Origin of the sequence: Coprobacillus sp. AF33-1AC (assembly GCF_003475785.1) — a bacterium.
Taxonomy (GTDB): domain Bacteria; phylum Bacillota_I; class Bacilli_A; order Erysipelotrichales; family Coprobacillaceae; genus Faecalibacillus.
This window is the reverse complement of record NZ_QRQB01000027.1, coordinates 14,367-27,897: the sequence shown is the minus strand read 5'-3', so window position 1 is coordinate 27,897 and position 13,531 is coordinate 14,367. Positions and strand designations below refer to the sequence as shown.

Genomic DNA, 13,531 nt, shown 5'->3' with positions numbered 1-13,531 from the left:
TGCTCGTTTATACTACCATCTTTTCTCTTGTTTGTCTACTCTTTTTTCCCCTTTTTTTATCCTTTTCTTTTACCTTTTTTCCTTCTATTTTAAAAAAACCTCTTTTTATCATTGTTTTTTTAAAATCACAACAATCTAATTTTTTTATCCAATCTTTAAACAAATTAGACAATACTCTCTACTTATTATATAATAATATTATATTATTATTTGGAGGTACATATGAAAGATGTTACATTAGTCATTATGGCTGCTGGTATTGGTAGCCGTTTTGGTAAAGGTATTAAACAACTCACTCCAGTAGGTCCTCATGGTGAAATTATTATGGACTATTCCATATATGATGCTATGCAAGCTGGATTTAATAAAGTTGTCTTTGTTATTAGAAAGGACTTAAAAGAAGAATTTGATCGTGTGATTGGTTCTAGAATTAAGCAAGTTATTAAAGTTGAATATGCTTATCAAGAATTATCAAATATTCCTGAGGCTTATCAAAGCCAATTTAAAGAAAGAACAAAACCTTGGGGAACTGGACAAGCTATCTTATGTTGTAAAGATTTAATTCATGAACCCTTTTTAGTTATTAATGCAGATGACTATTATGGACAAAACGCCTTTAAAGAGGCTTATCAATATTTAACTCAAGAACATTCATCAAATAAAGAAGATATTGCAATGGTTAGTTTTATCTTAAAAAATACATTAAGTGATAATGGTGGGGTTACCCGTGGACTATGCCATGTAGACCAAAATCATTATTTAACAGATATTGTTGAAACTCATAATATTGAAAAAGGTGATGGCTATGCCTTTGTTAGAAACGATGATCATGAAGACAAGATTGATTGGAATAGTTTTGTTTCTATGAATATGTGGGCATTCCAACCAACTATTTTTAAAATTTTAAATCAAGAATTTGATCAATTCTTAAAAAATGTTCCGGTTACTGATTTAAAACAAGAATTCTTATTACCTACCATTGTAGGAGATCTACTTAAAAATGATCGAGCTACTGTTAAAGTTTTAAGTTCTCCTGATAATTGGTTTGGTGTAACTTATCAAGAAGACAAACAAATCGTCATTGATAGTATTAAAGAACTTGTTGAAAACCATACATATCCAAAACATCTATATTAAACACAAAAGCAACTCTATTTCGAGTTGCTTTTAAAAACGACCAATTTACTTAAAACATAATTTAAAACAATAACAATGACATTAACAACAACTTTAGAAATCATATCATTTAAAAGATGATAATTCACAAGTGCCCACATGAGTGTCATATCTAAAACCCCAGTCGCGAGTCTTGATCCAAAAAATGAAATCATTTCTTTAATAACATTTTCATTATGACTATTAAATACATATTTTCTGTTTGTTATATAAGCAAATAAAACAGATAAAACCCAAGCCAAAGCATTAGAAATAAGATAATGGATATCTAGTAACTCTGCACTTATGTAATAAACAACGATATTGACTACTGTTGTTAGAACACCAAATATTAAATATAATAATATTTCTTTATTTTTATATATCAGTTCTTTCATAAAAACTCCTTATTACACAAATAAATTAATGATAAAGACAATCACTATTATAAATAGTATAAACTTTATTGTGTCCATATCCTTCAATATTTCTAATTTTCTTTTTATTCCTCTGGCAACCCTTACTTTTAATAATTGATCAATCATTTCGTTGGTCATATCCATGAGACCTTTTGCACAATAAGGCATTAATAAAACAAAATAAGTAATGGTATATTGTGATTTAGCTTCCCAAAATAAGTGAAATAGAAAACCACCAATAAATATCGTCGGTAACAACAAACGATGTAATTTCATATGGCGACCGGTAAAGTAAATATAGGCTAATGTCCCTAACAAGACTACTGATTCAAACACATTGAATATTTGATACCATAATTCACTTTGAATATAAAAACTACTATGTCTGGTAACCCAAGTACCTTGAAAATCAGGGTTACACCACTGAGATACCGTTTTACGATATAAAAAGTTAATAAATTTTCCAGAATTAGATAAATAATCACTCAATGTATTGGATAAATCTGTTTTGGCCCTTTCGTTAGCTAGTTCATAGTTTCCATTGGCATTTTCATAGACACTCCAATTGTAACCATTAAACCACCCAGGCATTTCCGGCGTGTCTTGTAATCCCATTTCTACATAAGCAATCATGGGAATTCCCTTTCCTAATTCTATATCCGTCATATTTTTAATAATTGTATTAGGAATAAGGGAAGACGCAAAATAAGCCGGTACAAATAAAATTAATAGTATAATGGATTGATAACGTTTATTTAAAACGATATCAAAAATGATAAAAATCAACATCGCAACAAATACAATCAAATAATTTGATTTAAACATCATCGCAAAAATAATACTTATAATAGCCGATAAAATATATCTAATTTTACCTGATTCAAAATATTCATAACCTGATAAAATCGCAAGCAATGAAAAAGCTAAACCAAAAATATTTCCATAAACAAAAGCGATATAAAAGGTTAATGGAAAAAACAGAACCAACAAAAATAAAGTCCAGTTTTTTAGTTCCTCATTTCTAAAACTAATTGTTGATATTTGGCACAAGCAATAATAACTAATTAATAAACCAAAAATATTTAATACTTGAAAAGCCTGATAATTGTTATCACCAAAAAGAAATGACAGATAATAAAGAATAACAACAATTCCTGCTTGATTAGAACATTTCCCAACATATCCAGTAGGTGTAAAATAACTGTAATTGCCATTTTTCAATCCTGCAGCTGCTTCTAAAATACTTTGTTGATCTGCAACAGGAACAAAATTAATAGTAAATATCATAAAAATACCAACAATCAATAAAATTAAACTTACTATTAAAAATATTTTATTAAAATAATACGTATCCTGTGTCTTATATTTCTTTCTAATAAAATATAAAACAATAACAATAAAGATAAACCAGCCAATCAACCAGAATGGTCGATCAGCTACAATTGTTGTATGCTCATCCCAACTTAAATAGGCATTAGTAAAAAGACTTAATAATGTAAGAAGTAATATAATAACAGTAAAAAAGCCTAATACAACATTTTTACCAAATTTCTTTAGTTTTGAATCAAACATATATTCACCTTCTTATATAATAGAGTTCATATTTTCTAAACATAATCTTATATATTTTTCATAACAAAGTCCAAAGAATATAATATACGCTATGATGATTGTTAAAATAGAATAATTATATTTAATAAAATTCTTTGTTTCTAATACATTGGCTATGTATTCGTAACCTATACTGATAAATAAGGCTAATGGCACAAGTATTGACATAATGTAACGACCTTGTGGTTGATAGTCGATAGAATAAGAGTATTTAATTGATAATACTATAGGAATTAACATACATAAAATTAAGCATATAATGAAATAAGGTTTCAACTTAAATTTTAATTGATAATTATTCTTCAATCCAATAACTGTTGATCCTAGACCAAGTATACTCAATAATACATAACCAACAAATAGAATATTGCTGATAATATACTTCATATAGCCAGAAGCACAAACAAAACTTTTAGCTGTATCAATAAACCAATTTGTGTGAAGAAGCATCGAAACAACACCAATACCTTGATGCTCATATGTCATTCTTTTTGATAACTGATAACCATCTTGAGCATATTTTTCACCACATTCATACATTGAATTCATTCCTAGAAAATCACCATGATGAATCATGGCATTTCTAATAAAGAACCAACCGCCAATAATAAATGCTGATAATGCAATAATCATTCCTCTAACAAAAAAGGTCTTTAAATCAAATCCAGCTTGATAACAACTTATACAATAAACAAAAATACTACATAAAATAAAGCCATAAGCATTATAGTAAGTTAAAGCACATAGACCGATAGACACTCCTAAAAAGACACAATAAAAATATTGCCAATTTGTTTTAATTCCTTTAATCCATGCATAAACAATCAATGCTGTTGTCATCACTGAAAATGAATCATTATTTAAATAAAGTGATAAATAGAAAAATTGTGGTAATAAAGTCACAATAATGGAAAAAAGATAAATCGTGATCTTTTTATTAAAGATTTCTTCACCTATTTTACAACATATAAAAAATGTGATAGAACCCGCTAAAACACTTGTTAATCTAGCAGCCACTAATAAATAACTTGCATTATGAGTAAACAACATTACTATTTTCATAAATAAAACACTTATTAATGAAGGTAAATAGGGTGTAAAGCCATATGAAAATCCCCATATGGCATTCAATATTTCTTTTTCATTTCCATTAGGTAATGTTCCATGATTTACAATATATTGGGGAATGCTATATCTCATATATTCATCAGGAGCCTGAGACATCACTAACCTTGTTGAACAAATAAACATCAAGATAAAAATAAGAATTGTCCCTATTAAATACCCTTTGTTATTCTTTATATTATTTTTCATTGATAACCTCTTTTTTATTAATATTTGTATCCTTCACGATATAAACCGGTCTTTTCTTTGTTTCTAAATAAGTCTTTGATAAGTATTGCCCTAATATTCCTGTACAGAATATTTGAATTCCTCCAATAAGCGTAATAATACATACAAGTGATGGCCATCCACTTGTTGGATCATTAAATATCAATGTCCTTACTATAATAAAAATGATAAAAATAAGAGCGATAAATAACATCAACATACCAAGTAATGATGCTATCGCTAAAGGTGCTGTAGAAAAAGCAACAATTCCTTCAATGCTATATAAAAGTAGTTTCCAAAAAGACCATTTTGTTTCTCCGGCTACCCTTTCTACATTTTCAAACTCTATCCATTTTGTTTTAAATCCTACCCAGCCAAATAAACCTTTACTAAAACGATTATATTCTTTTAACTCTAATAGTGCATTGACAAACTGTCTTGTCATTAAGCGATAATCTCGTGCTCCATCCATAAGTTCAGTATCTGATATTTTATTCATCATTTTATAAAAGAGTCTGGCAAAAAAAGAACGGATTGGTGGTTCTCCTTTTCTGGTTACTCTTCTCGTTGCCGCACTATCATAACCTTCTTCTTTAATAGCGCGATACATTTCGGGTAAGAGTCTTGGCGGATCTTGTAAATCAGCATCCATCAAGCAAACATAATCTCCTGTACTGTTTTCAAAACCGGCATACATGGCTGCTTCTTTACCAAAATTACGTGAAAATGATATGTATTTTACTCTTTGATCTTTTTGAGCAAGTATTTGCATGATTTCTAATGTTCTATCTTTTGAACCATCATTGACCAATAATAGTTCAAAATCAACTTCTTTCATTTCATTCATGACTCTACTCATTTCATCATAATAGTAATTTAATGCTTCTTCTTCATTATAACACGGTACAATAACTGTTATTTTTTCCATTTAGTACAACCTCCCATCTATATATCAAAAAACTAAACTTATTAAGTTTAGTTTTGACTCTATTTATTTGGATATTCGATACTAAATCCTCTAAAGATACCAGATCTGTTTTCATTACAACAATCTAGCATATTTTTATAACCAGCATCATCATTATAAATAAATCTTCCATCTGTTTCTTGTTCAGGTTCCCCTACAAGACGTCTTACTTTTGTGTATGCCATTTTGCCATCTAGAGGTACTGTCCCATTTTTTGTAACTACTTCTACATTTTTTAATGTTTTATCAAATTCATTTTCTGATAAAGGATCATACTTTACTTCTAAAAATGTAACAGAAGCTTCAGATACTTTAATTGTTTTTTTAGTAGGATTTTTATAACGTAAATACAGATGGGCAACATCACCGTTATCTAATTCAACATTTAGATAGGCAACCATTGAAGATATCCCTTCTTTAGGTAAATCAACTTCACTTGGATCTTGACCTGTACTATTTAATGTTACTGTCCCAATTTGTTTTAAATAATTTACATATTCACCTACTGTTTCAGGAATCGCAATTTTATGGTCATCAATTGTAAAGTATGAAATTAAGCCATTTGATTCTTCAAAATCATCTACTGTTTTAATTTTGATACCATCATCTGATGGGGATACTTTACTAGAAGAACTAGAACTATCATCTTTACTGCATCCTGTAAGCCCGACTACCATCATCAAAACCATCATGACAGTCATAATTTTCTTTAACATATATTTTCCTCCATGAATATAACTACATAATTACTCTACTTTATTACTATATAACAATTTACCTTTATCTACAATTCTTTTTTATTTAAGAATAATTGTTCATAATCACTGACAATTTTATGCCAACTATAAGCTTCTTGAATTCTTTTTTTAGATTTTTCTCCTAATTCATCAATATAACCTTGTTGAAAACCATCGACATGCTCTATTAATTGACTTAAGCTTCCTGCTTCTTTTCCCCAGTAAACACATGAATCTAAGCCAACTTCTTGGTTAAATCCAACATTTAATAATAAATTCAATTTAGTTGAACCTAATGCCTCTAATAAAGATGGGTTTGTTCCTCCTACTTCATGACCATGTAAATAACCATAAGCATGATGTCTTACTGTTTTTAATAATTCATCATCATAGATTGTTCCCACAAATTTAATTCTTTTGTCATTTTCAAAATGATATTTATTTTTTAAGACATGATATAACTTATTATCTTGGTATCCTGTAACAATAACTAAATCCTTAGTCGTATTTGTTTTCATGAATTCTTTAATCATTGTTTCATAGTTATTTTCTGGAACAAATCGACCTACGATAAGATAATATTCATTTCTTCTTACGTCGTGTTCTTGAGCCCATTTATCAAACTTTTCTTCATTAGTTTGATCTACTACATCTGCACCATAAGCGATATATGTTGTTTGAGGATGATATTTTTTGTAATCCTCTTGAATATACTTCTCTATATTTTTTGAGTCACAGATGACATAATCTGCATGTTTAATCATTAACCTTTCTGATAATTTCCAATATCTTCTAATAAACCAATTCCATTTAGCTCTTTTAAATTCATGTCCATCAGGATTAACAAAAACTTGTATGTTTTTTTGATGAAATAATTTGACATACTTATTTAAAAATGGACCAATACGACAAGCGAGAATATAAACAATAGCGTCATCGATTTGATGATCTTGTACATATTGATAGATTTGTTTTAAAGCAGCAATATCATAATAGACTGCTTTAGCTGGTCCAATTTGTGGCACTTGAACTTTAAAACAACGTGCATTGTTATATTCAAATTCTTCATTTTTATCACTTAAACATGCAACATGATATTTAATATCTTCACTTATTTTGTTTTTGGTCAGATTTTCTACAAAGGTTTCAAACCCACCATAATTAGCAGGTATCCCCTTACTTCCTATAATAAATATATTTTTCATTTTTACATACCCTTCCAGAACAATTGATATAATGTGTTATATAAAAATAAATCTAGATTTTTTAATGAAGGAATGAGTTTTCCTTGTTTTTTCATCATGTATTTATATTCAATCGTTCTTTTTAATAAATTTATGTTTACATTTTGACAATGATTTTTTAATAGTTTTAACATTTCTGTATTTGATGCATGAACCTGATCAATGCTACCCGATACATTTTCACCTGTATAACTGTGCGTATAGAGTACATCATGATTTACAACAAATTTACATTTTTGATCAATCATAAGTAACCATAACATATAATCATCCGCCGAATTAACAGTCATAATATTTTCTTTCCAAAAAGATGGTATACTTTCTTTTTTAATAAGGCATTGACCTGGAGAAACTATTAAGTCTCTTACTTTAATAAAGCCTATTTGTTTTTCTAAATAGTTTTGTGAGCGTTCATTCTTGTATATAAGACATTTTCCTGTAGATGATTCCATCACTCCGTTAGCGATACATAAATCACCATCTTGAATATGATCTAACTGACTCTTAATAAAGTCATCTGTTATTTTATCATCTTGATCTAAAAATAAGATATATTGTCCTTTAGCTTGGTTTAAACCATGAACCCGCGATTGATGTATGCCTACGTTCTTTTCATTATTACAAAGATGAATATTTAAATCATCATGATTTATTTGAATTATATCATCAGGATAATCATTAACAAAAATAACTTCTAATTCTTTTTGTGATAATTCTTTATTCTTTTGAATTGTTTGTAATAATGGCTCTATATATTTTTGTCCTTTATATAAAGGAATGATAATAGATACATCCATGTAATCCCTCTTTCTAAACTTCTTCAAATATTTCTATTAATGTTTTAGAAATATGATTGACATCATATTCTTTTGCTGTTTGATAAGCTTGATTTTTTATTTGATCTAATTGAGTTTTATTTAAAGAAAGAATAAATTCTATTTTATCTTTTAAATCTTTTCCATCTCTTGGAACAAAGAAAAAACCATTTTGTTTATCTTTAATATAGCTTGTAGGTCCTGCCATATTCGATGCAATAACAATACTTCCACATGCCATAGCCTCTAATCCTACTAACCCTAAACTATCACTTTTTCGATATGTTGGAAAACAAAAAATATCAATAGCACTATAAAAAGTAGCTAAATCTTTTTGATTTTGCATTGGATATTTTTTTATAAGTGAATCTAAGTTATATTTAGAGATAAGCTGATTAGCCATCTCTTGTTCTTCACCTACTCCAACCATACAGAATTGATATTTTTCTTTGTCTTCTAATTGATTGATAGCTTCAATAAAAACTTCCCAACCTTTTCTTTTTTCATATCTTCCAATATAACCAATACATATTTTATCTGGATCTAAACCTATTTTTTCTTTTGCATTTTCTATATGTTGAAAGATATCAAAATTAATACCTCCTGATGGAAAGACTTTGACTTTTGATGAAGCCATTTGATAATCTTCCATCATGATATTTTTAAAATAAGATGATGGTGTAATACATAAGTCAATCATTGGTATCACTTCTTTAACTAAAGGAATAAATTTTTCATCATGCTTGTCTTCCGGTACGACATCATTACCATGAACGTTAACTACCACTTTTATATTAGGTTTCATCTTTTTAATGATTTTTACCAATAAAGCACAATGAGAAATGTAATGAGCATATAAGATATCATAGTGTCCAAATAAAGCAAAAAGGATACTCTTTAAATAAAATACTGTATAACCCCATAATTTACCCAATTTTGAATCTTTCTTTTTAAGTGCTGATACACTAACCTTGTATCCATTGTTTTCTAAAATATGAGCTGTATTTCTAACAAAAACACCATAATGTTTATATTTCTTTGATGGATACATATTTGAAATAATGAGTATTTTTTTCATATTTACCTCTTATTTAATTACATTCATCAGATCACCCATAAATGTTTTAAAGTGACCATATATTTTGTATTTTCCTGTTATATAATATTTAACTAATGCCATTGCTTTCTTATTTTCCATAGCCTTAATTCTATAAGATAAATAATCTTGGTAACCCAGACAATATTCTTTTTGTTTTCTATCTAAGTCTAGGGTTAATGCAAATGCTACATTATTTACCTGTTTTTTAGTTTGTTCAATTCTTTGATTAACACGTTTCTTTTTCTCTTCAAGATAACTATCATCAGTAATATTACTTAAGCCAATGGTATTATGATTATGAATACGATAATCAATCAATGGTAAGTCTAAATAATAACATCCATCTTTAATTGAAGAAATCATATTGAGTTCCCAATCATGAGGTAATAACCCGGTTGTTTTTTCTAAATAAATATTAATGACTTCTCTTTTAATTGCCATCGTACACCCTTGTGAAAAATTCATTTCCAATAAACTGCTTAACGGAATAGGTGTTAATATATCTTTTACTTCTTGAAATAAAAGATTATTATTTGATCTTCCCTTTATTTTATCAACCTTAAAACATTTTCCATCTTGATCCATAAAATTAAAAGAAGAAGCTAAAGTAAGAACTTCTTGATGCATATATCCAACCATTGTTTCTATTTTATCAAGGCGCCAACGATCATCTTGATCACATAAAAAAACAATATCACCGGTTGATATTTCTAACCCTTTTTTAAAGTTTGCACGATATCCTAGATTCTTATCATTTTTTATTATTTTCCATTTATCTAATTGATAACGATCTATATATTGTTCTATCAAATCATAACTTGAATCTGATGAACAATCATCTATAATGATGGCTTCATCAATTTGATATGATTGATTTTTCAATGAATCTAATTGTTCTTTTAAAAAATGTACACCATTATATACGGCCATAACTACAGAAATTTTCATAATCTTACCTTCCTATAACAAACACAGTATAACATATACAGCAATAGAAAGAAATATAAAGCAAAACACAGCCAAATGGCTGTGTTGTTTTAATATTCAATTTCTTTTAAATAACGACTTAAAGCGTCTTGCCATGTAGGTAATGGTTTAAAGCCATTTTTTACTAATTTAGATTTATCTAAACGACTATTAAAAGGTCTTGCTGCTTTAGATAAACCATATTCTTCTGTTGTAACTGGTAGAACTTCCGTTGTATATCCTGCTTGTTTAAAGATTTCTACCGTAAAATCATACCATGAAATATAACCACCTTCATTAGTTGCATGATAATAACCATATTGATCACTTTCTGCCATATCAACTAATAATCTAGCTAAATCATAAGTATAAGTAGGTGTTCCTATTTGATCACAAACGACTTTTACTTGTGGATATTTCTTTCCTACATTTAACATGGTTTTAATGAAGTTTTTACCATTAATACCAAATACCCAAGCAATACGTACAATAAAGTATTTATCTAAATTATGAGCGACTGCTAGTTCACCATCTAATTTTGTTTGACCATATACATTTAATGGTGCATAATCTTTACAATCTGGATCCCATGGTTGATCTCCTTGACCATTAAATACATAATCAGTAGAAATATAAATCATTTTACAATCTAATTTTTTACAAACCAATGCAATATTTTCTGTACCTTTGGTATTAACTGCTTTTACCTTTTCTACTTTATCATCATCTTCAGCTAAATCAACAGCTGTCCATGCTGCACAGTGAACAACAACATCTGGTTTCACTGACATCAACACTGATTCAACAGCTTCTTGATCAGTAATATCTAATTGAACATAATGACTAAAATGGTCATTACTTTCAGTGATATCACTACCAATAGCTTCATATCCTCTTTTATTGAGTTCGTTCATGACGTCATAGCCTAATTGACCATTGACCCCTGTTACTAATACTTTCATTATTTTACCTCCAAATGTGTAAATTTATTATATTAATCTTTATCCAAAACAAAAGCTTTCTTTAAACTTAAATTAGGATTATAGAAACGATCATTATAAAGCATATAACCCCATTTATCTTTAATGTAGTCATGTTCTTGAACAAAGCGACGATATTTAGCACTATTTGTATCTACCGTATCATCACCTCTTGATTTAGATTCATGATGATATAATTCTACATGATTTAAACAAATATTGTAGTAGCCCTTATCTAATAACTTAAGATTAAAATCAACGTCATTAAAAGCAACTTGTAATTGTTCTTCTAAACCATTAACTTCTAAATATTTTTCTTTAGACACCATTAAACATGCAGCTGTTACAGCACTATAGTTGAATGGAACTGATAATCTACCATAGAACCCAACATCATCTCTAGGGTTATCAATAAAGCAGTGTTGCGCAATACCACCGATACCTAAAATAATACCTGCATGTTGTACTGTATTATCTGGATATAATAATTTTGTTCCTACTGCACCAATATGGGGTTGCATTGCATAACCCACCATAATTTGTAGCCAGTTAGGTGTAATAATTTCAGTATCATTGTTTAATAAGACTATATATTCACCTTTAGCCTCATGTACTGCTTGGTTATTAATTTTAGAGTAATTAAATTCATAATTTGCATCAATGACTCTAAAGTTATCATATTTTTCTTTATATTTATTAAATAAGTCAAATGTTTCTTTCTTTTCACTATTATTATTCATTAAAATAACTTCATAATTCTTATATGTTGTTTTTTCAAACAATGATTTTAAACATTGTTCTGTTACATCAGCATAATCTTTAGTAGGAATAACAATAGAAATCATTGGTTCAGCTTTATATAAATATTCTACTAAATAGTAAGGTACATGGGGATGAACAGTAACTTTAGCGTTAATATTTCTTCTTTTTAATGAATCTTCAACTGCCATTCTTCCTTTTTCTACAGCATATCCTTTACTATCTATTGTTGCTGCCGTAGAGCCTTCAATCATTCGCCAATGATATAAAATCTTTGGTATATGATAGACACGATCAGCTGTTGTTTTTTCTAAAAAACGAAGAAAGATATCATAATCTTGTGCTCCTTCATACCCGACTCTAAAACCACCAATCTCATCAACGATTGATTTTCTCATGATTTCAAAGTGACATAGATAATTACTTCCTAATAGAGAATCTGGTGCATAATCTGATTTAAAATGAGGGTCTCTTCTTAATCCTTCCATATCCATTTTATCTTCATCAGTGTAGATAAAATCAAGTTCTTTATTCTTATTTAATACAGCTATACATTCAGCTAACGCATTTCTGGCAAGTAAATCATCATTATCCATTAATCCTACAAATTCACCACTTGCTATATTTAATGCATCATTGGTTGCTCTAGAAATATGTCCATTTTCTATACGATGATGAACTTTGATTCTAGTATCTTTCTTTTCATATTCATTTAAAGTATCTATTGTTTCTTGTAAAGTAGAACAATCATTTGATAAACAAATTTCAAAGTTTTGATATGTTTGATTAAGAATAGAATCTAAACATTCTGATAAATATTTCCTTTCTACGTTATAAACAGGAATAACAATGGAAATTAATGGATTGTAATCAAATACTGGATGTTCTTCAAATTTTTCTTCATGTTTTTCTAACCATAATAGATATTCTTTTTGATTTAAGAAATTATAAACATCTAAAAATTTATTCTTTGTCTTTTTATTTTCTTTAATACGTCGTTTACTTTGTTTTAAACGATTTAGTGTTAAAACAAAATGATATTCTTTAGCAATATATTTCACTTCTTTACCAACAGCATAAAAATTGACTTTAAATTTATTATTTGTTTCTTTTGTTTTTCTTACTGATTTTTGTAATAAAGTTCTTATCTTTGATTTTACTCTTTTAAAGAATGTATTTTTTCTGGTACAAATCAGTTCTCTTTTTTCATCATGTAATAAATACACTTTAACTACTGAATCATCTTTATTTAAAGATAAAGTTAATTCATAGTTATCTGAGGCTAAATCAGGTAAAAAATGAGCTTCTTTTATTTTACCGTCTACTTCAACTTCTAATGAATAATCTTTTAAGGAACAATTTCCCCTCATAATAAATGTTGGATTAACAAGTCCATGAACCTGTGCATCCCTTACATTAATATAATCTAATTTTTTCATACGTTCCT

12 protein-coding genes are annotated in these 13,531 nt (G+C 28.2%); 1 reads left to right on the top strand and 11 read right to left on the bottom strand.

Features of this window, described 5'->3' with window-relative positions:
• The first annotated feature begins 222 nt into the window (after window positions 1-222).
• On the top strand, window positions 223-1,137 hold the full coding sequence (locus DWZ53_RS09565) for a sugar phosphate nucleotidyltransferase (protein ID WP_118433887.1): 915 nt from the start codon (window positions 223-225) through the stop codon (window positions 1,135-1,137).
• Between the two features lie 14 nt (window positions 1,138-1,151).
• On the opposite strand, the gene DWZ53_RS09560 is transcribed toward DWZ53_RS09565, so the two are convergent.
• The 11 genes from DWZ53_RS09560 to DWZ53_RS09510 all read right to left on the bottom strand — a co-directional run bounded on the left by DWZ53_RS09560 (window position 1,152) and on the right by DWZ53_RS09510 (window position 13,523).
• A complete protein-coding gene (locus DWZ53_RS09560) occupies window positions 1,152-1,553 on the bottom strand; it encodes a GtrA family protein (protein ID WP_118433885.1) in 402 nt (133 codons plus the stop codon).
• 12 nt (window positions 1,554-1,565) lie between these two features.
• Window positions 1,566-3,146 (bottom strand): hypothetical protein, encoded by a 1,581-nt coding sequence (locus tag DWZ53_RS09555; RefSeq protein ID WP_118433883.1) that lies wholly within the window; start codon window positions 3,144-3,146, stop codon window positions 1,566-1,568.
• Window positions 3,147-3,158: 12 nt separating this feature from the next.
• Window positions 3,159-4,499, bottom strand: coding sequence for a glycosyltransferase family 39 protein (locus DWZ53_RS09550; protein ID WP_118433881.1), 1,341 nt, complete (start codon window positions 4,497-4,499; stop codon window positions 3,159-3,161).
• Complete coding sequence (locus DWZ53_RS09545) at window positions 4,489-5,445, bottom strand: glycosyltransferase family 2 protein (RefSeq protein WP_118433879.1); 957 nt, start codon at window positions 5,443-5,445, stop codon at window positions 4,489-4,491. Before DWZ53_RS09545 ends, DWZ53_RS09550 begins: the two co-directional genes overlap by 11 nt.
• 59 nt (window positions 5,446-5,504) lie before the next feature.
• Entirely contained in the window at window positions 5,505-6,200 is a 696-nt protein-coding gene (locus DWZ53_RS09540; protein WP_118433877.1) for a hypothetical protein, read from the bottom strand.
• A 68-nt stretch (window positions 6,201-6,268) separates the two neighbouring features.
• Window positions 6,269-7,426: a beta 1-4 rhamnosyltransferase Cps2T gene (gene cps2T, locus DWZ53_RS09535; protein WP_118433875.1), complete on the bottom strand. Its 1,158-nt coding sequence runs from the start codon at window positions 7,424-7,426 to the stop codon at window positions 6,269-6,271.
• Window positions 7,427-7,428: 2 nt separating this feature from the next.
• Complete coding sequence (locus tag DWZ53_RS09530; protein WP_118433873.1) at window positions 7,429-8,262, bottom strand: glycosyltransferase family 2 protein; 834 nt, start codon at window positions 8,260-8,262, stop codon at window positions 7,429-7,431.
• A 13-nt stretch (window positions 8,263-8,275) separates the two neighbouring features.
• On the bottom strand, window positions 8,276-9,358 hold the full coding sequence (locus DWZ53_RS09525; RefSeq protein WP_118433871.1) for a glycosyltransferase family 4 protein: 1,083 nt from the start codon (window positions 9,356-9,358) through the stop codon (window positions 8,276-8,278).
• Between the two features lie 9 nt (window positions 9,359-9,367).
• On the bottom strand, window positions 9,368-10,327 hold the full coding sequence (locus tag DWZ53_RS09520; RefSeq protein ID WP_118433869.1) for a glycosyltransferase: 960 nt from the start codon (window positions 10,325-10,327) through the stop codon (window positions 9,368-9,370).
• 89 nt (window positions 10,328-10,416) lie between these two features.
• Entirely contained in the window at window positions 10,417-11,307 is an 891-nt protein-coding gene (gene rfbD / locus DWZ53_RS09515) for a dTDP-4-dehydrorhamnose reductase (protein WP_118433867.1), read from the bottom strand.
• 32 nt (window positions 11,308-11,339) lie between these two features.
• Window positions 11,340-13,523: a glycosyltransferase gene (locus DWZ53_RS09510; protein WP_233541873.1), complete on the bottom strand. Its 2,184-nt coding sequence runs from the start codon at window positions 13,521-13,523 to the stop codon at window positions 11,340-11,342.
• Window positions 13,524-13,531: the final 8 nt, after the last annotated feature.

Bases quoted from the DNA above. Each gene is read 5' to 3' on its own strand.
- cps2T (WP_118433875.1), bottom strand. From the start codon at position 7,426: ATGAAAAATATATTTATTATAGGAAGTAAGGGGATACCTGCTAATTAT.
- DWZ53_RS09560 (WP_118433885.1), bottom strand. From the start codon at position 1,553: ATGAAAGAACTGATATATAAAAATAAAGAAATATTATTATATTTAATA.
- DWZ53_RS09530 (WP_118433873.1), bottom strand. From the start codon at position 8,262: ATGGATGTATCTATTATCATTCCTTTATATAAAGGACAAAAATATATA.
- DWZ53_RS09545 (WP_118433879.1), bottom strand. From the start codon at position 5,445: ATGGAAAAAATAACAGTTATTGTACCGTGTTATAATGAAGAAGAAGCA.
- rfbD (WP_118433867.1), bottom strand. From the start codon at position 11,307: ATGAAAGTATTAGTAACAGGGGTCAATGGTCAATTAGGCTATGACGTC.
- DWZ53_RS09550 (WP_118433881.1), bottom strand. From the start codon at position 4,499: ATGAAAAATAATATAAAGAATAACAAAGGGTATTTAATAGGGACAATT.
- DWZ53_RS09510 (WP_233541873.1), bottom strand. From the start codon at position 13,523: ATGAAAAAATTAGATTATATTAATGTAAGGGATGCACAGGTTCATGGA.
- DWZ53_RS09520 (WP_118433869.1), bottom strand. From the start codon at position 10,327: ATGAAAATTTCTGTAGTTATGGCCGTATATAATGGTGTACATTTTTTA.
- DWZ53_RS09565 (WP_118433887.1), top strand. From the start codon at position 223: ATGAAAGATGTTACATTAGTCATTATGGCTGCTGGTATTGGTAGCCGT.
- DWZ53_RS09525 (WP_118433871.1), bottom strand. From the start codon at position 9,358: ATGAAAAAAATACTCATTATTTCAAATATGTATCCATCAAAGAAATAT.
- DWZ53_RS09555 (WP_118433883.1), bottom strand. From the start codon at position 3,146: ATGTTTGATTCAAAACTAAAGAAATTTGGTAAAAATGTTGTATTAGGC.
- DWZ53_RS09540 (WP_118433877.1), bottom strand. From the start codon at position 6,200: ATGTTAAAGAAAATTATGACTGTCATGATGGTTTTGATGATGGTAGTC.